Source organism: Streptomyces thermospinosisporus, from assembly GCF_039526425.1.
GTDB classification, from domain to species: Bacteria; Actinomycetota; Actinomycetes; order Streptomycetales; family Streptomycetaceae; genus Streptomyces; species Streptomyces thermocarboxydovorans.
Map to the genome: position 1 here is coordinate 6,860 of NZ_BAAAIZ010000118.1, position 20,534 is coordinate 27,393.

The following is a 20,534-nucleotide window of genomic DNA, read 5'->3' on the forward strand; positions in this document are numbered from 1 at the left end:
AGGTGCTGCTGTCCGTGCTGTCACTCGTTTCGCTGATCTCGATGTGCCGGGGCTTGGCGACCTCGGCCTTGGGGACGGTGATGGTGAGCACCCCGTCCTTCATCTGCGCTGTGATCTTCTCCGTGTCGGCCTCCACGGGCAGCCGCCACCGGTACTCGAAGGCCCCGGAGCGGCGGGTGCTCCGGCGCAGGACGCCTTTGCGTTCCCTCTCCTTGATCTCTCCGCTGACCACCAGTTCCTGACTGCTCGCCTCGACGTCGACGTCCTCCCTCTTGACGCCGGGGAGTTCGATCTCGATGTGGAAGGCGTCGTCGGACTCCGTGACGTCCGCCATGGGTGTCCAGGCGCGGGCGGGCGTCGTGCCGCCGACGGTGGATTCGAGCAGTCCGCTCATCTCGTTGAGCAGTTGGTCGAACTCCATGAGCGGATTGCGGGCCCAGCCGAGGGGCCTCTCCCGGAGCGCGCCCCCGGGGTTGCGCCGTACGGGCATCGTCATTTCTGTCGCCTCCTTGTGTGGTGATCTCGTCGCGGGCCGGGTGTCATGCGAGCCAAGCGGACTCCTTCGGACGCAGGTGCGGGGAGCTGTCGGTGCCGCCGGGCACGGCCGTGCGGTCGAGGTAGCGATGCACGAAGTGGATGCTCATCGCGCCCTCGCCGACCGCGGAGGCCACGCGTTTCACCGAGCCGCTGCGGACGTCGCCGGCGGCGAAGACACCGGGAAGGCTGGTCTCCAGGGTCAGGCAGTCGCGGCCCTGGCCCTGCCACAGTCCGGGCACGGAGCAGGCCTGTGCCTCGGCTCCGGTGAGCACATAGCCGCGTGCGTCGAGCGCGATCGCGCCGGACAGCCACTCGGTGTGGGGGTCGGCGCCGGTGAAGACGAACAGGGCCCGCACCCCGAGGTCGCGCTGCCGGCCCGTACGGTCGACCACCGTGACCGACTCGAGCGACTTCTCGCCGGACGCCTCGGTGATGCGGGTGTGCAGCAGCACGCGCACCCGCGGGTGGCGCTCGATCTGATCGATCAGGTAGCGGGACATGTGCGTCTCCAGGCTCGGCCCGCGGACCAGCAGATACACCTCCGGCGCGAACTCGGCGAGGAAGAGCACGGCCTGGCCCGCGGAGTTGCCGCCGCCCACCACCGCCACGGGGTCGGAGCGGCACTGCTGGGCTTCGTGGACCGTGGCCGAGTAGTGCACGCTCGAGCCCTCCAGCGGCTCGATGCCGGGCACATCGAGGCGGCGGTAGCGGGCGCCGGTGGCCAGGACGACGGCACGGGCCGTGATCTCGCTGCCGTCGGTGAAGCCGACGGCGAAGTGGTCGTCCCGTGCTTCGAGCCGGGCCGCCTCCGCCGGGACGCTGATCCGGGCGCCGAACTTCTCCGCCTGGAGCACAGCGCGCTCGGTGAGTTCGGCACCCGAGATGCCGGAGGGGAAGCCGAAGCAGTTGTCGATGCGGAAGGACGTGCCGGCCTGGCCGCCGGTGGCCAGCGCCTCGACCACGGTCGTGCCAAGGCCCTCCGAAGCGGCGGCCACCGCGGCGGCGAGGCCGGCCGGACCGGAACCGACGATGAGGAGATCGCCGCGTCCGTCGCCCGACGGCAGGGGCGGCAGGCCGATCAGCCGGGCCAGTTCGGCGTTGCTCGGGTTGCGCAGCAGGGTCGTGTCCCGCCAGATCACCAGCGGCGTCTGTTCCGGACCGACGGCGAAGCGGCGCAGCAGCGCCTCGGCCTCCTGGTCCGTCTCCAGATCGATCCAGCGGTACGGCAGCCGGTTGCGGGCGGCGAACTCCCGCAGCCGCCGTGTGTCGGGCGAATAGCGTGAGCCGATGATGCGGAACCCGGCGCCCTGCCCGACGAGCAGGGCACGGCGGCCCAGACAGGCGCGCAGCACCACATCGCCGAGGAGGGAGTCCCGGGTCACCAGGTCACGCAGCTGGTCGATGGACAGGGCGAGGATCTCGCCCGGGGTCCTGACCACGGCGGTGTAGAAGGCGATCCGCCCGTGCGCGAGGCCCAGTTCGCCGATGAAGCGGCCGGGGCCGTGCACCCGGAGCAGGTGTTCGTCGGGTGTGCCGTAGCCCTCGACGACGGCCACCGCGCCGCTGAGGATGACGTAGAACGTCTCGCACCGCTCCCCCTCCCGGATCAGCACGTCACCGGCGTCGACCGCGCGCCGCCGGCCGTGCTGTGCCAGGCGGGCCGTCTGCTCGTCCGACAGGCGGGGATAGGCGCCGTAGATGTCGGGCGTCTCGAGGGGGACGCTCGTGTCCGCCTCGTCCCGATCAGGCGCCGCGCCCGGCTGCGTCTCGTCGCGGGGCATCACATGAACGCCTCGTGGACGGGGCACCACCGGACCCGGGCGGAATGCGTGGCCGGACATTCCTCACAGCCCGGGGTGCGCGGAGTGACGGGGCGTACGAGAGCGCGGTGGGGGTCGGTCCGTGCGGTCATGGCCGATCATCCTTTCCCGGCCGGTTGGTGGCCGGCGATCGACTGTTCCACCCAGCGCCGCAGGGCAGGGGCAGGCGCGGCCCCCGCCTGCCGGGCGATGGTCCGCCCTTTGTCGAGGATCAGCAGTGTCGGTACCGCCTGGACCTCGAAGCGCTGTGCCAGGCGCGGGTTCTTGTCGATGTCGACCTTGACGAGCTTGATCTTTCCCGCGAGATCGGCGGCGACCTTCTCCAGCGCCGGGCTCACCATGCGGCAGGGGCCGCACCAGGTGGCCCACAGGTCGACGACGACAGGGACGGTCGCCCGCTCGGCGACCTCGGGGAAGTCGTCGTCGCCCGCTTCGGCCGTCCACGGCAGAGGCTGCTTGCAGTTGCCGCACCTGGGGCGGCCCTCGGCGGCCACGGGCACCCGGTTGGTGCGCCCGCAGTGCGGGCAGGTGACGTTGGTGGCGCGCACGGTGCTCATGCCGCCCTCGCTCCCTGCACGTCCTCCGGCTGGTCGTAGGTGACCACCAGCTCTCCGTGCTCGGCGTCGATGCGGACCTTCGCGCCGTCCTGGACGTCGCCACGCAGCAGGGCGCGCCCGACGAGTGTCTCGACCTCGTGGGAGATGTAGCGCCGCAGCGGCCGGGCCCCGTACACCGGGTCGTAGCCCTGGTGCGCGATCAGCTCGCGGGCCTTGTCCGTGAGTTCGACCGTGATGCGGCGTTCGGCGAGGCGGCGGCGCAGTTCGTCGAACTGCAGCTCCACGATCCGCTCGATCTGCGCCTCACCGAGCGGTTTGAACAGCACGATGTCGTCGACCCGGTTGAGGAACTCCGGGCGGAAGTGCCCGCGCAGCTCGCCCATCACCAGGGCGCGGGCGTCCGGCTTGATCTCCCCTTCGGCGGTGGCGCCCTCGAGGAGGTGCTCGGAGCCGATGTTGGACGTCATGATGATCACGGTGTTGCGGAAGTCGACGGTGCGGCCCTGAGCATCGGTGACGCGGCCGTCGTCGAGGATCTGCAGCAGGGTGTTGAAGACGTCGGTGTGCGCCTTCTCGATCTCGTCGAACAGCACCACGGAGTACGGCTTGCGGCGCACGGCCTCGGTGAGCTGGCCGCCCTCCTCGTAACCGACGTATCCGGGCGGCGCTCCCACGAGGCGGCTGACGGTGTGCCGCTCCTGGTACTCGCTCATGTCGAGGCGGACCATGTTCTCCTCGGCGTCGAACAGGGCCCGGGCGAGGGTCTTGGCCAGCTCCGTCTTCCCCACGCCGGTGGGCCCGAGGAAGATGAACGAGCCGATGGGACGGCGAGGGTCGCGGATGCCGGAGCGGGCGCGGATGATGGCGTCGGCGACGAGCTTGACGGCCTCGTCCTGGCCGATGACGCGCTCCCGCAGGATCTCGTCGAGGCGCAGCAGCTTCTCGCGTTCGCCCTCCTTCAGGCGGGCGACGGGGATGCCGGTCCAGGCGGCGACGATGTCGGCGATCTCCTCCTCGGTGACGACCTCCCGCAGCAGCCGGTTCTCCCCTTGTTTGGCGGCCAGTTGCTCCTCCTCGGCCGCCAGCCGGCGTTCCAGGTCCTGGAGGCGGCCGTAGCGGAGTTCGGCGGCACGGTTGAGGTCGTAGGCGCGTTCGGCCTCCTCCGCCTCGTGGCGGACCTGCTCCAGTTCCTGGCGCAGGTCCTGCACGCGGCGGATGGCCTGCCGTTCGGCCTCCCACTGGGCGTGTTTGGCGTCGGCCTCGGCGCGCAGGTCGGCGAGTTCCTTGCGCAGTTCCTCCAGGCGTGCCTTGCTGGCGGGGTCGGTCTCCTTGGACAGGGCGGCCTCCTCGATCTCCAGGCGGGTGACGCGCCGGGTGATCTCGTCGAGTTCGGCGGGCATCGAGTCGATCTCGGTGCGCAGCCGGGCGCAGGCCTCGTCGACGAGGTCGATCGCCTTGTCGGGCAGGAACCGGTCGGTGATGTAGCGGTGGGAGAGCGTCGCCGCCGCGACCAGCGCGGTGTCCTGGATCTTGACGCCGTGGAAGACCTCCAGCCGTTCCCGCAGTCCGCGCAGGATGGAGACGGTGTCCTCCACGCTGGGTTCGTCCACCAGGACCTGCTGGAAGCGGCGTTCGAGGGCGGCGTCCTTCTCGATGTGCTTGCGGTACTCGTCCAGGGTGGTCGCGCCGATCATGTGCAGTTCGCCGCGTGCCAGCATGGGCTTGAGCATGTTGCCCGCGTCCATGGCTCCTTCGGCGCCGCCCGCGCCGACGACCGTGTGCAGCTCGTCGACGAAGAGCAGGATCCGCCCCTCGGCGGCCTTGACCTCGCTCAGCACGGCCTTGAGGCGTTCCTCGAACTCGCCGCGGTATTTGGCGCCCGCCACGAGCGAACCCATGTCGAGGGCGAAAATCGTCTTGTCGCGCAGCCCTTCGGGCACGTCGCCGCGCACGATGCGCTGGGCGAGACCCTCGACGATGGCCGTCTTGCCGACGCCGGGGTCGCCGATCAGGACGGGGTTGTTCTTGCTCTTGCGGCTGAGGATCTGGGTGACGCGGCGGATCTCGGCGTCCCGGCCGATCACCGGGTCGAGCCGCCCGGTCCTGGCTTCGGCGACCAGGTCACGGCCGTACTTCTCGAGGGCCTCGTAGGCCGTCTCGGGGTTGGCCGAGGTCACGCGCTGGTTGCCGCGGACCTGGGTGAGGGCCGCGAGGAACGACTCCCGGGTCACGCCGTGCTCCTTCAGCAGGCGCCCGGCGGCGGTCGACGGGCCCTCCTCGGCCAGGGCCAGCAGCAGGTGCTCCACGGAGACGTACTCGTCCTTGAGGCGTTTCGCCTCCCGCTCGGCCGCGTCCAGCAGCCGGGCCAGACGCTGGGTGACGAAGACCTGGCCGGGCGCCGCCCCCGGGCCGGTCACCTTGGGCCGGCGGGAGAGTTCCTCGCGTACGGCGGCGCGCACCTGCTCGGGCTCGGTGCCCGCCTGCTGCAGCAGCCGCGGGATCAGGCCCTCCTCCTGTTCGAGGAGGGCGAGCAGCAGATGCTCGCCGTCGACCTCGGTGTGGCTCAGGCGGCCGGCGATGCTCTGCGCCTCCTGCAGGGCTTCCTGTGACCTCTGGGTCAGGCGGTTCATGTCCATGGCGGCAGATCACTCCTCACGCCTGCACGCCGCAGCGCGGCTTCGAGCAAGCTGATGCGGTCGAGCAGGTCGAGCACCAGACCGAGGGATGCGTAGTTCAGACACAGTCCGGTGCGCAGTCGCTGGACGCGGGCCAGGGCCGCCGGGGCGCTGGGGGGAAACACCAGCTGCCCGGAGGCGTCACGGTCGGCGTCCACCAGTCCGAGGGCGACGAACCGGCGGATCAGGTCGGGATGCAGGCCTGAGCGGCGGGCCACCGTCTCGAGGGAGAGTCTGGGCACGGGCACGATCGCGTACTGCACACCCACCTGGGCCGCGGGTGCGTAGGACGGGCGGGCCTCGGCCTGTCGGTCGCTCATCGGGTCCTCCTGGGGTCGAAGGCGGAGACCGCGGCCAGTTCCTCCATCAGCTCGCGTTCCCGGTCGCTCAGCCGGGGCGGAACCATGATCCGCAGCTCCGCGTACAGGTCCCCGTTCGCGCCACGCGGGCCCGGCATGCCCTCGCCGCGCAGTCTCAGACGCCGGCCGCTGGAGGACCCGGCGGGCACGGTCACCTTCGCCGTGGCACCGCTCGGCGTGGGCACCGGGACCGTCGCGCCCAGCGCGGCCTCCCAGGGAGTGACCTCGAGCTCCACATGGACGTCCCGGCCGTCGAGACGGAACCGGGGGTGCGGCTTGATCCGCACGCGCAGATACAGATCGCCCGCGGGAGCGCCCCCGCTGCCGCGGCCGCCCTCGCCCGCCAGCCGGATGCGCTGGCCGTCGGTGACGCCGGGCGGCACGTCCACCTCGTAGCGCCGCTGCCCGGAGGGCCCGGCGAGGGTGACGGTGCGGCGGCCTCCGCGATAGGCCTCCTCGACGGTGAGCGGCAGCTCGGCCTCCTGGTCGGCTCCGGGGACACGCATCCGTCCGGCGCCCCCGAAGAACGAGCCGAACAGGTCGTCGATGTCGATGCCCTCCGTGCCGAAGCCGCTGGTGGCGTAGCGGACCCGAGGGCCGCCGGCGGTGGACCACCGGAAGCCGCTGCCGGCTCCCGCGCCGGCGGCGACCCGTTCCTCCCAGTCCTCCGGGACCTTCCGGAAGTCCTCGCCGAAGCGGTCGTAGCGGGCTCGCTGCTTCGGATCGGACAGGACGCTGAAGGCCTCGTTGATCTCCTTGAACCGCTCCTCCGCCCCGGGGTCCTTGTTGACGTCGGGGTGGTACCTGCGGGCCAGCGTGCGGTAGGCCCGCTGGATCTCGTCCCGGTCGGCGTTGCGCGGAACGCCGAGCACCTCGTAGTAGTCGCGTGCCATGGACGGTCACTCCCGCTTGGCCACGGTCACGGCGGCGGGCCGCAGCTGCCGCTCGCCCTCCCCGTAGCCGGGACGCAGCACCTGGACCACGGTGTTGGGATCGGCGTCGGCATCCTCGACCACACCGACCACCTCGTGCCGGGCCGGGTCGAACGGCACACCCTCCTCCGCGTGGCGCGGGTAGCCCAGGCGCTCCAGGACGTGGACGGCCTGGTCACGCACGGCGCGGACGCCTTCGATGATCGCGTCGGGGTCGGCGGCCGCGTGGCTCAGAGCGAGCTCCAGGTTGTCGATGACGGGCAGGAAGGCCGCAGCCGTACGGGCGCGTTCGGCCGCGGCCTCCCGCTCCAGCTCCCTGGCGTGGCGCTTGCGCAGGTTGTCGAGGTCGGCCAGGGCGCGCCGCCAGCGGTCCTCGGCCTCGCGCAGCGCCGCCGCGTGCTCCTCGTCAGGTGCGGTGGTGCCGGTTGCGGCGTCGGGTCCCGGCTCGGCCTCCTCGCCCGGCGGTCCGGGATGCGGGAGGTCCTCGCGGGGGGGCTGCTCGGCGCCTTCCTGCGGGCGGTCGGGTTCCGGGCCCTGGGGTGGGATGGCCATGGCGGGCACCTCAGCCCTTGTCGAACTCGGCGTCGATCACGTCGTCGTCCCCGGAGCCGCCCTGCCCGGCTCCGCCGGCACCGGATCCGTCCGGTGCGCCGGTGCCCCCGCCGGCTCCCGGCTGGTGGGCCGCGAGCCCCGCGAGGATCTGCTGGAGTTCGGACGTCAGCGGCCGGGCCTTGTCCGCCCCGACCTCGTTCTTGACCGCATCGCGGGCCTCGGACACCAGCATCTCGGCACGGGCCTTCTCGTGGGCCGGCGCGGCGTCGCCGAGCTCGCCGAGGCGCTTCTCGACCTGGTAGGCGACGGCGTCGAGCTCGTTGCGGGCGTCCACCGCCTCGCGCAGGGCCTGGTCCTGGGCGCGGTTGCGCTCGGCCTCCTGGACCATCCGCTCGACCTCGCTCCGGTCGAGGTTGGAGCTCTCGCTGATGGTGATGCCCTGTTCCTTGCCGGTGTCCTTGTCCCGCGCGGTGACGTTGAGGATGCCGTTGGCGTCGATGTCGAAGGTGACCTCGATCTGCGGCTCGCCGCGTGGCGCGGGGCGTATGTCGGTGAGCTGGAAGCGGCCCAGTACCCGGTTGTCCGCGGCCCTCTCCCGCTCGCCCTGCAGGACGACGACGTCGACGGCGGGCTGGTTGTCCTCGGCGGTGGAGAAGGTCTCGGAGCGGCGCACCGGGATGGTGGTGTTCCGCTCGATGATCTTCGTCATCACGCCGCCGCGTGTCTCCACACCGAGCGACAGGGGGGTGACATCGAGCAGCAGGACGTCCTTGACCTCGCCCTTGAGGACCCCGGCCTGAATGGCGGCACCCATCGCGACGACCTCGTCGGGGTTGACGCTCATGTTGGGTTCCTTGCCGCCGGTCAGCCGCCGCACCAGGGCCTGGACGGCGGGGATGCGGGTGGAGCCGCCGACGAGGATGACCTCGTCGATGTCGTTCTCGCTGATCTTGGCGTCCTCCATGGCCTGCCGCACCGGCCCCAGGCAGCGCTCCACCAGGTCGCCGGTGATCTGCTCGAACGTGGACCGCATGATCGTCGTGGTCAGATGCTTGGGCCCGGAGGCGTCGGCCGTGATGAACGGCAGGCTGACCTGCGTCTGGGTCACGGAGCTGAGCTCCGTCTTGGCCTTCTCGGCTGCCTCGAACAGGCGTTGCAGCGCCTGTGGGTCCTGGCGCAGGTCGATGCCGTTCTCCTTCTGGAAGCCGTCGGCGAGGTGGTCGACCAGCCGGCGGTCGAAGTCGTCGCCGCCCAGATGGCTGTCGCCGGCCGTGGCCCGTACCTCCACCACGCCGTCGCCGACGTCGAGGATGCTGACGTCGAAGGTGCCGCCGCCCAGGTCGAAGACGAGCACCGTCTCGTGCTGCTTCTTGTCCATGCCGTAGGCGAGGGCGGCCGCGGTCGGCTCGTTGATGATCCGCAGCACCTCCAGGCCGGCGATCCGTCCGGCGTCCTTGGTGGCGGTGCGCTGGGCGTCGTTGAAGTAGGCGGGAACCGTGATGACGGCCTCCGTGACCCGCTCGCCCAGCTGCTTGGAGGCGTCGTCGGCGAGCTTGCGCAGCACTTGTGCGCTGATCTCCTCGGGCGCGTAGAGCTTGTCGCGCACCTTGAAACGGGCCACGCCGCCGTCCCCCTCGACCACGTCGTACGCGACGGCCTTGGCCTCCTCGGCGATCTCGTCGAAGTGCCGGCCGATGAACCTCTTGGCCGAGTAGACGGTGCCCTTGGGGTTGAGGATCGCCTGGCGGCGAGCCAGTTGCCCCACCAGGCGCTCGCCGGTGTCGGTGAAGGCCACCACGGACGGTGTGGTGCGGTTGCCCTCGCTGTTGGGCACGACCGTCGGCTCCCCGCCCTCCCAGACGGCGATCACCGAGTTCGTGGTGCCCAGGTCGATGCCTACTGCCTTGGCCATGAGGAACTCCTTCCACGACGGGCGGCCCCCGTTGAGCCTCGGAGTCGCGCCCGGTCCTCCGAGGCTCAGGTGACGGAGCGGCCGCTCCGCGGGCGGCTCTTCCGAGCCCCGCCGCCTGTGCTGGTGTCGATCCCGGTGGGCAGCCCGGCCGGCAGCCGCACCGCCTCGCCGGCGACCGCCCCGTCGGCGACGACGTCGTACCGGCTGGGCTGCACAAAGCTCACCGAGGCGAAGTACCGGCGATCCCTGACAGGCTCAGAGTCGCAAGAGTGCGGCGCGCTCCGCCTGCACCCGGCAGGTCAGAAATCGGCGCGGCTGGTCACTCCATGAGCACGAGGCCAAAGCCCGGTGAGCCGGAATACCTCGCCCAGGCTGGGTACGCGGGAGTCTCACAGGCGTGGATCCCACGATTCACCTGATCGCCTCCGATGATCGGAGAACGGAGTGATCTATGGCCTACCGCCCGACACAGAGATTGTTCGCGGACGTCTCCTACCGGGAGGTGTCCCGCGTCCCGCGGTGCACCGCGGGCGCCGGACGGCGCGCCCCCCGTCCGCTCGCGGTGGTGGACCCGCACGGGCTGCTGATGCTGTCCCGCACCCTGTTCACCTGCACGGAGCAGAGTGAGATCGTGCGTCTGGCCATGCGGCATGTCAGTGCCCTCGGTCCCTACCACGCCGAGGCCGGATACCTCGCGACGAGCGACGGGGTGTCCCGCCTCCCCGGCCAGGACGCGGCAGCGCCGACGGTCGTCGACGCACGTCTGAAGGAGCTGGGCGGGGCCGACGGCTCCGTATCCCTTCCGGAGCGGTCCTGGGCCTGGGCCTTCGGCCTGCGCGGGGCCGGCGGTCCTCTCGGCTACATCGTGGTCTCCTCCCACACCGAGCCCGGTGAACAGGGCCACTTCCTCCTCTCGACCCTCGTGGAACTCACCTCGGCGGCCCTCTCACTGGCGGCAACCCGCGCCCCGCACCACGACAACGCCGGCGAACTGAGCCGGATCCGCGCCGAACGGGACACCGCACTGCGGCAGCTGGACACGCTGCGCTCCGAGCTGCACCTGCAGAAGACCGTGGACGAGACCCTGGGCCGGGTGGCCGCCTCGGGCGGCCGCGAGGAGGCCATCACCCAGGCGCTGCACGAGCTCACCGGGCTGCCGGCGCTCATCGAGGACCGGTTCGGCAACCTCAGGTCCTGGGCCGGTCCCGGCCGGCCCGACCCCTACCCCTTGCGGTCCTCGGCCTACCAGCAGGAGATGCTGCGGCGGGTCGCGCGCGAGGAGGGTCCCGTCAGGGTCAAGGACCGGCTGATCACCCTGGTCCGGCCGCGCGGCGAGCTCCTCGGCGTGCTCGCCCTCGAGGACCCCGGGGCGACGGCCGACGAGCACACCCTGTTCGCCCTGGAGCACGCCCAGCGTTCGCTCGCCCAGGCGCTGCTGCACATGCGGGAACTCACCGAGGTGGAACTGCGGCTCCGCCGTCAGCTGATCGACGACCTGCTGGAGGGCACTGACGAGGCGAGCGCCTACGCCCGGGCCGAAGCCGTCGGCCACGACCTGCGGCGTCCCCACTATGTGGTCGTGGTCCACTGGCCGGACAGCGCCGCTGACGACTCGCTCACCCGTGCCGTCGAGAAAGCGACGGTCACCACGGCGACCCGTCCGCTGATCACCCGTCGCGGTGACCGGGTGGTCCTGCTGACCCGGGCAAGGCCCGACGGCGATGCCCTGCACGCGGTGCTGGCCCATGAGCTGGGCAGGCCGGACGGAGCGATCGGGGTGAGCACCCGCTGCGACTCCCCGGAAGGGTTCCCCCGCTGCTATCAGGAGGCGCTGCGAGCCCTGGAGGTGCGGCAGAACTCCCACCAGCGGAGCGGGGCGACCTTCTTCGACGACCTCGGGCTGTACCGGATCCTGGGTCCCGGCAACGATCTCCGGGAGCTCGAAGGCTTCGTGCGGGAGTGGCTCGGCCAGCTGATCGACTACGACACGGAGCACGACACGGATCTGGTGGAGACGCTCTCCTGCTACTTCGACTGCGGGGGCCACTACGACGATGCGGCCGCCGCACTGACGGTGCACCGCAGCACCCTGCGCTACCGGCTGCAGCGCATCCGCGAGATCAGCGGCCTCGATCTGACGGATGTGGAGACCCGGCTCAATCTGCAGGTGGCAACACGCGTCTGGAAGATCATCCTGGGCGGGCGGGGGCGCTGAGCGCCAGGACGGTGGCGAAGCAGGCCGGGCGCTCGCGGTGTCCGCAACTGACGAGGCTCCCGCGCCGTTGGGACCGTGGGCAGCTGCGTCACCGGCGAGAAGGCTGAGCTGCTCGATCGGGCCGGTACGGCTTCAATGCGCCGAGACGCTGCAGCTCCACGATGTGCTCTGCCGCGCGCCGCGGTGCTTCCCCGCCGGTCACCAGCACACCGGCCTCGATGTTGCGCCGGACCGCGGACTCGGTCAGGTTGGCGCTGCCGAGGAAGAGAGTGCGGCGGTCGGCGACCGCCAGCTTGGCGTGCTGGCGTGAGCCGGCGCGTTCGGCCGGGTTCCGGTCCCATACCCACAGCAGCAGTCCCGGCACGGAGGCGAACGCGTCGGCGGGTTCCTTTCCTGACAGCAGTCCGCCCGAGCCTGCGAGGGTCTCGACCACGACGTGCATCTCCACGCCTCTGTCCGCGGCCTCCCTCAGCGCGCGGGTCAGCGCCGGATACGGACGGGCCGCGTACGTCATGGCCAGCAGTTCGTGCTGCGCCCCGTTGATGACCTCGATGAGCACCTGAGCCGTGGCTCGCACCGGTACGGCCGGAGTCGAGGGGCCGCTCCATACCGTACGGACCCGGACCGCGTCCCGGGTCTGCCGTCGGGCGGCGACATAGCCGCGTAGATAGGCAGCCGCCTCGGCGGGCGTCACCGACTCCGACCGCATCGCGTCACAGAGCCGCGCCACGGCCTCGCCGACTCCCGGGGTCGACAGCTCGGCCAGTATGCGTTCCCTGGAACGTGCCCGGGCCAGCAAGCCGGCGAGGTCCTTGCTCCGGGAGAGTCCGAGAGCGGCGACCACGGGCCCGACGGCGGCCTCGAACGCGGGGCGGCTCACGGCAGCAGGCCCACGGGTGTCAGCACCGGCTCCTTGTCCCCGGCCAGCGGGACGAGGAAACGACGGTCCAGGAAGCGGTTGCCGCGTTCGCACGTCGTCTCGGACACGAACAGGCAGACGTGGCATGCGGCTCCGTGCAGGAAGTCGGCCGGGTCGTGCGGCAGGCGCTCGGCACACAGCGGGTCGGCCGAGCAGTGACCGGCGTCGGTCAGCGCCCGACGCACGATCCGGTCGAACTCGTGCTCCTCGGCGAGCGAGACCAGGCCGCCCAGAGTGCCCTCGGAGTCCGGTACAGCCGTGTAGATGAGGATGCCCGTCCTCGGGTTGCGTTCGTCTCCGGCGTAGATCCGTTCGGCGAGCGAGGCGGAGTTGTAGCCGCATTCCAGCGCGATGGTGCGGATCAGCAGGTGAGAGAGGGTGTGCAGGGCGATGTAGCGGGGTCCGGGCCAGCCGGAATAGGGGTCGAAGGCGCTCGTCATGCGGTCCGACTTGCGGTTGGTGCGGAACCGCGCGTACGCCTCTCTGTGTGCCTCCATCTGCGGGGACTTCTCCACGCGGGCGACCCAGTCGGCCATCAGGTCGTCCTTCACCCGCAGGAAGATGCCCTCGCCGCGCACCTCGCTCGCGGGCACCCAGGTGCGGGCCCCGCGGGACAGTTCGACGCTTTTGGCGATCTCCGGCGACTCCGGGTCCGGCGCGTCGAGCCGGGTGAAGCCGATCAGTGCCCGGGCCTCGCGCAGCCGCTCGACCTGCCTGATGTCGCCGAAGAACTCGCTGAGGGGAGCGGGCACTGGGACGGGCCGCAGCGCGAAGTCGTCGCTGGGGGGTGGGACGGGCCCCGAGAGCGCCTCCCATTCCGGTCCGAACAGGTCCGCCTGGACGTCGGGGGCGGAGGGAGCCGGACCGGCTGTTCCCTGTTTGCGCGCTTGGATCGCCGCAACCACCGCGTCGGCGTCGAACTCCTTCAGGAAGGCGAACTTGGGCATGCGCGCCATGAAGTCGAACTGCCCTCGGTCCTCGATCAGTTCGAGGTCGGGCCAGTGGTCGTCGAGGAGCTTGTCGATGTCTCCGCCCTGTGCCTTGGGCAGGGCGAGCGCACTGAGGGTGAGCGGGAACCACTGGTTGGAGGCGCCCGCCACCATCAGGACCGGCTCTTGTTTACAGCCGTTCGGCTCGTAGGTGCCGAGGTGCGGGTGTCGTCCGCGGCACGCGGGCAGGTTCCGGCGGCCTCGTTCGCCCATCGCTTCCCGGATGTTGCGTTTCACACCGCAGGCGACGCACTCGATGGTGACGTTGGCGGCCTGGTTGCCGCCGTGATCCTTCATGCGCAGCTTGGGTCGAGGCGTCTTGGCGCAGCTCTGCCCGTGGTGGACGTAGGCGGTATAGGGGAATTCGTCCAGATGGCCGGCGGTGCAGACCAAGGTGAAGCGGGCGGCCACGGCGAGCGGCTTGCCGCGCTTGCAGTCGTGTACGAACTTCGCCTCGTGCGGTGCCCGGGGGTTGGAGTTGACGAAGGAGAACTCGCCGGAGTCGATGGCGGCCAGGACGTTGCAGGCGGTGCAGCGCAGCCATTGCGGGAAGGGCGTGACGGGGACACCGATTCCCTGTGCCGCCCATCCTCTGGGGTCTGCGTCCGCACCCTCGAGCCAGGGTGCGGCTCGCAGTTGTTCGACCTGTCCGCGCCCGTAGCGCTGGAGTGAGCGGTTGACGGCGGCGCGGAGGCGGGGCTCGTCGATGTCGTAGTCGGTGAGACCGGAGTAGCTCCAGGAGTCGATGCCCCGGATGAGCACCGAGAAGTTCGGCAGGTCGACGAGGGCGCCGACGCCGGCGGTGAACATCAGGTGGCTCGGCCGTACGGCGCCGACCCTGCGGTTGCTGCCATGGGTGATCATCGCTGCGCCTTCCTGACCGTGTCGGCCGCAAGAGGCCCGTACTCGTCGCTGTCCACGGTGGTCGCCGTGTCGGGGTCTGGGTCGGAGTCGGTGGCGGGTGTGCCGAAGTGCCAGTCGGGACCGGCGCCCGAGGACTCCTCCAGGAACGCCTCGCCGCCGGGAAGCAGCAGATTGATCTCGTTCTCCGTCTCACGCATCGACATACCGACGGTGAGCTCGGTCCACCGGGATCCGTCCGCCCGCCTGAGCAACCCGTCCACGACGGTCGTCTTGTGTTTCTCCTTGCGGTAACCGAGTGTCGATGTGCTCTCGTCCCGCTTGCGGCGCCATTCGTCCTTGAGCCGGTCCAGGCGTTCGCTCAGGTACTGGCGGGATCGTTCACCCCCCACTCGTTCCGCCCTTTCCAGCAACCGCCGTTCGACGTCCCTCGCGATCGGGCCGTCGAGGTCGACGTCGTGGGCGTCGAGGTTGCGGGAGGTCTCGTGGGTCGCGTGCCGCACTGCTGCGACGTAGGTGGCGGCGACCCCCCGGTCGAGTGCGCGCCGGGTGTAGGGGGTGACGGAGAGGGCCTCCACCTGGCGGTAGAACGTGGCGTGATAGTGCTCGAAGTCCTCGTAGTGCGCGAGGTCGCGGGGGCGCGACCAGTTGTAGAGGGTCACCACCAGACCGGGGCGCTTTGCGTCGCGGCCCACCCGGGAGGACGCCTGGATGTATTCGGCGGTGTTCTTGGGCTGGCCGACGACCAGCATCAGGCCGAAGCGGGAGACGTCGACACCGACCTGCAGCATCGAGGTGGCGAGGACGACGTCCACGGCCTGGCGGACGGTCGGTGTCATGGAGGCGCGGGGTTCGCGCTTCTCCTTCATCGCGGCGGCGTACTCGCGCAGGAAGGCTCGCCGGCGTACCGAGGTGTCGCGCTCGGGGTCGAACTCGCTCTCCAGCCGTTTCAGCGCGGCGCCGATGTCCGCCGAGGAGATACGGCTGGTCAGCTCCAGGACGTTGAGCATCCCGGCCTTGCTCACGATGCGGTCCGAGAGTGTGGCCTGGCCCTTGCGGCTGCCGTTGGACCGCACGCGGGTGGTGATGTCGTCGTCCATGTACCGCCGCATGCCGGCCAGTTCGCGGGTGGCGTTGAAGTAGCCCACCAGCGTCATGTACGGGTCCGCGGGCGCGCCGTAGTCGTCGAAGAGCTGCTGTCCCGCGAGCAGCAGGATCTCGGCGACGCGGATCTCCGCGGCCTTCAGCCGGGTGCCGTGCGCGCACACGCCCAGGTAGCGCCGGCCGGGGTTCTCGCGGCTGAGCTCCACCTGCCGGGAGAAGAAGGTGTCCCCCACGTCCAGCACCTGGGGCGGGAAGACGGCGACCTTGCGGCCGAAGACGCCGCGCACCTGGTCGGCGGCCCGTTTGGTGGTCGCGGTGGACGCGACGATCTTGGGGCCGGTCTCCTGGCGCCGTCCGTCGGCGCCGGTGAAGCTCCATGTGCACAACTGGTCGACGGCGGCCTCGAAGAGGCCCACGGTGGTGCCGAGCGCGCCGGAGATCAGGTGCAGCTCGTCCTGGATGATCAGGTCCGGGGGCCGCAGGCGGGTGACCGGCTGCGCGGTGACGGCGGGCAGGTCGCCTCTGGCGTTGTGCCGTCCCCCGCACCCGGTCTTGGCGTCCAGGTCGTCGTGGCGGTAGCCGTGGCGGGGGCACAGCTCGGTGACCCTGCCGAAGAGCAGGCCCGCGTAGCCGTTCCACGGCAGCTGGGCGAACTTGTCGACGGTGGCGATCAGCATCGAGGGCGCGAGCCGGTAGATCTCCTCGTCGACCGTGAGGACGGGGATGCCCTCGCCCGGCGCCTCGCGGCGGGAGAAGGGACAGCGGTCCTCGCCCTCCGCGCGCGGGCAGTAGAGCAGGATCCGGCGCCGTCCCTCGTCGTACTCCATGTTCGAGCGGGCGGTCAGTCCGGTGCCGCACCACGGGCAGCTGAGGACCTGCAGGACGCGGGCGTGCTTGTCGCTGGCGCTCTCCTTGGCCTCCGCGATCTGGTCCTTGGCCTCCTCGAACCAGTTCGGCGAGACGGAGGTGCCCACCCAGAGGCCGATGCGGAACGGTGTGGAGCCCCACCTGCGGTCCCGGACGAACTCCTCGCGGCGCAGCACCTCGCAGGCGCTCACCAGGGCGGCCGCGCGCTGGAACTGCTGGGCGGTCAGCAGGCGGAGGGTGTAGCGCATGAGCACGCCCACGCCGGCCTCGCCGCTGCGCGCCTCCGGTCCCGAACCGATCGTCCCCTGCAGGCGCCTGAGCGCGAAGGTGTAGGCGGCGAGGCCCAGGTACGCCTCGGTCTTGCCGCCGCCGGTCGGGAAGAACAGCAGGTCGACGAGGGCTTCGCGGCCTGTGCCGCGGTGCGGGTGGCCGGGCTGGGTGAGGGAGGCGATGTTGAGCAGGACGAAGGCGAGCTGGAACGGTCGCCAGCTAGCCCCGGCCTTGCCCTTGCCGTACACCTCGTCCTTGGCGTCCCGGTAGGAGAGGGGGTCGTTCTCACGGCCGGTGCGGGCGGCGGCGATGGCGGTGTTGCGCCGCTGCAGGGCCATGGCCCGGTTGGCGAAACGAAAGGCCGCGAGGGCCGTGTCGTCGGCCACGAGCCGGTCGATGCCCAGCGTGATGCGGTCGCAGATCTCGAGCGCCTGCTCGATCGCCGCCTCGGCCGATTGGCGCAGGTCCTCGGGGAGCGAGCGGGCGGCCCGGCGCTGCTGTTCCAGCCAGGTGCCGTACCCGTCGGCCAGCGGAGCCAGGGCGGTGCTCAGTTCGCCGCGCCGGGCGGGCACGGCGAGGTCGGCCAGTTCGTCCATGCCCAACTCCAGGCCCTGGAGGAGTTCCTGCTCCTCCAGCGTCGGCGCGGTGGTGGCCCGCACGTCGTACTCGGGGAGCCAGACGGTGGTGAGGCGGTGAGCGTTGCGTTCGCCGTCGCGGACGTGCGCGTGGACGGCGACATTGCGGCCCTTGGCGTGGCTGAGGCTGTTCCGGTAGAGGAGGCGCAGACGCCGCTCCTCGGCGTCCTCCGGCACGTTGCCGTGGCCGGTGGCGTCGAGCGGGTCGTCGACGGGCAGGAAGACGGCGGCCTGGTCGTCGGGAAAGGCGGTGACGTCGATCTCGGTCTGGAAGAGCCAGTGGGCGTCGCGTGCGTCAGGACTGTCCGGCTGCCGGTTCACGAGGGCCAGCTCGACTATGCGGAGGTCCTCGGTGTTCGCGCGGCCGGTGTGCCTGCGCACCTGCACGTCCAGGACCACGGCTTCGCCACCGAGTTCCACGGCCCGGTCGGTCTCGCTGGTCACGTCGATGTCCACCAGGTGTTCGACGGGCTCACGCGTCCAGACCCTGCGGGTCGTCCCCCGGTCGGTGGCTTCCTCCGACTGCGTGTAGCGTCCCCAGCGCACGGTGGCGCTGAGTGTGCCGACGGACGCCGGGACGGTGAAGGCGAGTCCCATCGACGAGGCCCAGATGTGCCCCGCGGCCTGCGGGCTGAGCCGGTCCTGCAGGTCGCTGTCGTCACCTTCCTGCTCGTCGCCCGAGTCGCCGTCCGCGCTCTGGGCCGCCGCGCGGGCGATCCGGTCCGCGGTGACGGTCTCGGGGCGCGGACCGAGCATCCCGACGAGATAGCGGTCGCGTGGCCCGGAGGAGGCGCTCGGCAGGGTTTCCGTCTCACCGTCCCAGGGGCCCAGCAGGTCCCGGCGGATGTAGGCGACGAGCGCGTCCCGGACCTCGTAGGAGTCCCCCGCGCGGAAGGTCTGGGGAACCTCGTCGAGCGGGTGCGGGACAGCGGCCTGAGCAGGCTGGGCCGGCATGCGGTGGGTCCTTTCGGACAGATCCGTGGAAGCGCGGTGTCATGCGCCGATGGGGTGACAGCACAGAAATATAGAGCGTTGACTCAGTTCACACAATGATTATGCGCCGCTCCACCTCTCGGAGGCCCGCTCAGTCTCTAGGCTGTTGCTCGCCCACCGCCCGCCCACGACCCGAGGACGCCCATGCCCCGTCTCGCCCTCTCCGACGACTTCGTCGCGGACCTGATCTCCCTGCAGCGACCGGTCCAGAAGGAGGTCAACGACGCCATCCAGATGTTCCGCAGCCTGACCGTGCATCAGCTGCATGCCAGCAAGGGGTTGCACCTGGAGAAGCTCGAAGGGGCGCGAGACTCCCGGATCCGTACGATCCGTATCACCAGGTCCTACCGGGGGGTTCTCCTCGCCCCGGACGACGGGAGCGAGCTGTACACACTGCTGCGGGTCGCACCCCACGACGAGGCGATCAACTGGGCCTGCAAGCGCGCCTACTCGGTCAACGGTGCCACCGGTGGCCTGGAGGTCCGCAATGTCGAGGCCCTCGAACAGATGGAGACCTACTTCGAGACCAAGGCGGTCGAGACCCCGGCACGGCTCTTCGCCGGGCACTCCGACACCGTCCTGCGGGATCTGGGTATCGACGAGCAGGTCCTGCGGCTGGCACGGGTATGCGTCACGGCCGACGACCTGACGGTCATGGCGCCGCCCATGATGCCCGCCGACCAGTACGAGGTGCTGGAGTACCTGGCGGCCGGCTATTCGCCCGAGGAGGTCTGGGAGCAGCTGATCGCGCCGCGCGGGCAGACGGTGCGCACCGCCGAGGACCGGCCTGTCGTCACCCTCAGCGAGGCGATCCTCAACACGTCCGACCGCATCGTGGAGGTCACCGGTCCGGGTGAGCTGGAGCGGATCCTCACCGAGGACTTCTCCCGCTGGCGCGTCTTCCTGCATCCCGCCCAGCGCCGGTACGCCTACCACCCGGGCTTCAACGGGCCGGCCCAGGTGACGGGCGGTCCCGGCACGGGCAAGACCGTCGTCGCCCTGCACCGGGTGCGGCATCTGCTGCGTACCGGAGGTGAGGGCGACCGGATCCTGCTCACCACCTTCACCAACGCGATGGCCGCCGCCCTGCGCGACAACCTGGCCCTGCTGCTCGGTGACGCCGACGCCCACCTGCTCGACCGGGTCGACGTCACGACGGTGGACTCGCTCGCCGCCCGGGTCATAAAGGAGGCGCGGGGCAGCTCGCCCAAGCCGCTGTCGGCGGCAGCGGAGAAGAGCGCCTGGACCCGCGCCGCCGCACGCGAGGACCTGCCCTGGTCGGAGCGCTTCCTCGCGCAGGAGTTCCGGGGCGTCGTCCTCGCCCAGGGACTGCGGACGCCCGAGGAGTACCTGCGGTGCGTGCGCAGGGGGCGCGGCACGCAGGTCGGGAGGGTGCAACGGGCGCGGCTGTGGCGGGTCATGGAGCGGTTCATGCGGGATCTCGCCTCGCGCGACCAGGCGACGTACACGATGCTCTGTGACCAGGCCGCCCAGATCCTCGCGGAGCAGGGGCCGCGCTACCGCCATGTCGTGGTGGACGAAGCGCAGGACCTCCACCCGGCCCAGTGGCGAGTGCTGCGCGCCTGCGTCGCCGAGCAGTCCGACGACATGTTCCTCGTCGGTGACCCCCACCAGCGCATCTACGACTCCCGGGTCTCCCTTCGCTCGCTGGGTATCCACGTGCGCGGACGCACGTTCCGGCTGCGCGTCAACTACCGGAACACGGAGGAGATCCTGCGCTGGTCGACGTCGCTGCTGGACGGCCAGCCGGTGGGGCGGCTCGGCGAGGACGACGACGATGACGGCGGCCAGGACTCGCTGCGGGGCTACCGGTCCGAGTTGCACGGCCGCGTGCCGGTGGCCAGGGGCCATGCCAGTCAGGACGACGAACTGCGCGCGCTTGTGGAACAGGTCCGGGGCTGGGTGGAGCAGGACCGGGTCAAACCGTCCGAAGTGGCGGTGTGCGCCCGGTTCAACACGCTGGTCGACGCCGTCATCGCACGTCTGCGCCGGGAGGGCATCCCGGCCGTGGCCGTCAAGGACGACCCGGGGCCGGAGGTGTCGGGTGTGCGGGTGGCGACGATGCACGGGATGAAGGGTCTGGAGTTCCGCTGCGTCGCCGTCGTGGGCGTGACGTCGAACGTGCTGCCCTTCGCTCCGCAGGTGACGCCGGAGGACGAGGACGCTGTGCAGCACCGAGCGGATCTGCTGGCCGAGCACTGTCTGCTCTTCGTGGCGTGCACCCGGGCGCGCGACGCGCTGGCGGTCTCCTGGAGCGGTGAACGGAGCCGCCTGCTGGACCCGGTGGTCGGCTGAGACGCGCGGGGCTCTGTCACC

14 protein-coding genes are annotated in these 20,534 nt (G+C 71.0%); 2 read left to right on the top strand and 12 right to left on the bottom strand.

Going from position 1 to position 20,534, the window contains the following annotated elements; translation table 11 throughout:
* From ABD207_RS29540 to ABD207_RS29580, 9 genes are all read right to left on the bottom strand, one after another.
* On the bottom strand, nucleotides 1-496 hold a 496-nt coding region (locus tag ABD207_RS29540), incomplete at its 3' end, for an Hsp20/alpha crystallin family protein (protein WP_344016313.1).
* Nucleotides 497-539: 43 nt separating this feature from the next.
* On the bottom strand, nucleotides 540-2,318 hold the full coding sequence (locus ABD207_RS29545; RefSeq protein ID WP_344016314.1) for an FAD-dependent oxidoreductase: 1,779 nt from the start codon (nucleotides 2,316-2,318) through the stop codon (nucleotides 540-542).
* Between the two features lie 137 nt (nucleotides 2,319-2,455).
* Nucleotides 2,456-2,914 carry a thioredoxin gene (gene trxA, locus ABD207_RS29550; RefSeq protein WP_344016315.1) on the bottom strand — a complete coding sequence of 153 codons (459 nt, stop codon included), beginning with the start codon at nucleotides 2,912-2,914 and terminating at the stop codon, nucleotides 2,456-2,458.
* Nucleotides 2,911-5,550 carry an ATP-dependent chaperone ClpB gene (gene clpB, locus ABD207_RS29555; protein WP_344016316.1) on the bottom strand — a complete coding sequence of 880 codons (2,640 nt, stop codon included), beginning with the start codon at nucleotides 5,548-5,550 and terminating at the stop codon, nucleotides 2,911-2,913. The genes trxA and clpB overlap by 4 nt, the downstream gene beginning before the upstream one ends.
* Nucleotides 5,541-5,909, bottom strand: coding sequence for a chaperone modulator CbpM (locus tag ABD207_RS29560; protein WP_343999315.1), 369 nt, complete (start codon nucleotides 5,907-5,909; stop codon nucleotides 5,541-5,543). Before ABD207_RS29560 ends, clpB begins: the two co-directional genes overlap by 10 nt.
* Nucleotides 5,906-6,841: a DnaJ C-terminal domain-containing protein gene (locus ABD207_RS29565; RefSeq protein ID WP_344016317.1), complete on the bottom strand. Its 936-nt coding sequence runs from the start codon at nucleotides 6,839-6,841 to the stop codon at nucleotides 5,906-5,908. The genes ABD207_RS29560 and ABD207_RS29565 overlap by 4 nt, the downstream gene beginning before the upstream one ends.
* A gap of 6 nt (nucleotides 6,842-6,847) precedes the next feature.
* Nucleotides 6,848-7,432, bottom strand: coding sequence for a nucleotide exchange factor GrpE (locus ABD207_RS29570; protein WP_344016318.1), 585 nt, complete (start codon nucleotides 7,430-7,432; stop codon nucleotides 6,848-6,850).
* A 10-nt stretch (nucleotides 7,433-7,442) separates the two neighbouring features.
* A complete protein-coding gene (gene dnaK, locus ABD207_RS29575; protein WP_344016319.1) occupies nucleotides 7,443-9,344 on the bottom strand; it encodes a molecular chaperone DnaK in 1,902 nt (633 codons plus the stop codon).
* Between the two features lie 65 nt (nucleotides 9,345-9,409).
* Nucleotides 9,410-9,568, bottom strand: coding sequence for a hypothetical protein (locus ABD207_RS29580; protein ID WP_344016320.1), 159 nt, complete (start codon nucleotides 9,566-9,568; stop codon nucleotides 9,410-9,412).
* 227 nt (nucleotides 9,569-9,795) lie between these two features.
* Between ABD207_RS29580 and ABD207_RS29585 the strand changes: the two genes are divergently transcribed.
* Entirely contained in the window at nucleotides 9,796-11,559 is a 1,764-nt protein-coding gene (locus ABD207_RS29585; protein WP_344016321.1) for a PucR family transcriptional regulator, read from the top strand.
* Between the two features lie 88 nt (nucleotides 11,560-11,647).
* On the opposite strand, the gene drmC is transcribed toward ABD207_RS29585, so the two are convergent.
* Genes drmC through drmA form a run of 3 tightly spaced genes read right to left on the bottom strand, consistent with a single transcriptional unit; the run spans nucleotide 11,648 to nucleotide 18,158 of the window.
* Entirely contained in the window at nucleotides 11,648-12,439 is a 792-nt protein-coding gene (gene drmC, locus ABD207_RS29590; RefSeq protein ID WP_344016322.1) for a DISARM system phospholipase D-like protein DrmC, read from the bottom strand.
* Nucleotides 12,436-14,331, bottom strand: a complete 1,896-nt coding sequence (gene drmB, locus ABD207_RS29595) for a DrmB family protein (protein ID WP_344016323.1) — start codon at nucleotides 14,329-14,331, stop codon at nucleotides 12,436-12,438. Before drmB ends, drmC begins: the two co-directional genes overlap by 4 nt.
* Nucleotides 14,328-18,158 carry a DISARM system helicase DrmA gene (gene drmA, locus ABD207_RS29600; protein WP_344016324.1) on the bottom strand — a complete coding sequence of 1,277 codons (3,831 nt, stop codon included), beginning with the start codon at nucleotides 18,156-18,158 and terminating at the stop codon, nucleotides 14,328-14,330. The genes drmB and drmA overlap by 4 nt, the downstream gene beginning before the upstream one ends.
* A gap of 183 nt (nucleotides 18,159-18,341) precedes the next feature.
* On the opposite strand from drmA, the gene ABD207_RS29605 reads away from it, so the two are divergent.
* Nucleotides 18,342-20,513: a UvrD-helicase domain-containing protein gene (locus ABD207_RS29605; protein WP_344016326.1), complete on the top strand. Its 2,172-nt coding sequence runs from the start codon at nucleotides 18,342-18,344 to the stop codon at nucleotides 20,511-20,513.
* The last annotated feature ends 21 nt before the right edge of the window (nucleotides 20,514-20,534 follow it).

Coding starts and splice junctions, on each gene's coding strand:
- ABD207_RS29545 (WP_344016314.1), bottom strand. CDS start 2,318: ATGCCCCGCGACGAGACGCAGCCGGGCGCGGCGCCTGATCGGGACGAG.
- trxA (WP_344016315.1), bottom strand. CDS start 2,914: ATGAGCACCGTGCGCGCCACCAACGTCACCTGCCCGCACTGCGGGCGC.
- clpB (WP_344016316.1), bottom strand. CDS start 5,550: ATGGACATGAACCGCCTGACCCAGAGGTCACAGGAAGCCCTGCAGGAG.
- ABD207_RS29560 (WP_343999315.1), bottom strand. CDS start 5,909: ATGAGCGACCGACAGGCCGAGGCCCGCCCGTCCTACGCACCCGCGGCC.
- ABD207_RS29565 (WP_344016317.1), bottom strand. CDS start 6,841: ATGGCACGCGACTACTACGAGGTGCTCGGCGTTCCGCGCAACGCCGAC.
- ABD207_RS29570 (WP_344016318.1), bottom strand. CDS start 7,432: ATGGCCATCCCACCCCAGGGCCCGGAACCCGACCGCCCGCAGGAAGGC.
- dnaK (WP_344016319.1), bottom strand. CDS start 9,344: ATGGCCAAGGCAGTAGGCATCGACCTGGGCACCACGAACTCGGTGATC.
- ABD207_RS29585 (WP_344016321.1), top strand. CDS start 9,796: ATGGCCTACCGCCCGACACAGAGATTGTTCGCGGACGTCTCCTACCGG.
- drmB (WP_344016323.1), bottom strand. CDS start 14,331: ATGATCACCCATGGCAGCAACCGCAGGGTCGGCGCCGTACGGCCGAGC.
- drmA (WP_344016324.1), bottom strand. CDS start 18,158: ATGCCGGCCCAGCCTGCTCAGGCCGCTGTCCCGCACCCGCTCGACGAG.
- ABD207_RS29605 (WP_344016326.1), top strand. CDS start 18,342: ATGCCCCGTCTCGCCCTCTCCGACGACTTCGTCGCGGACCTGATCTCC.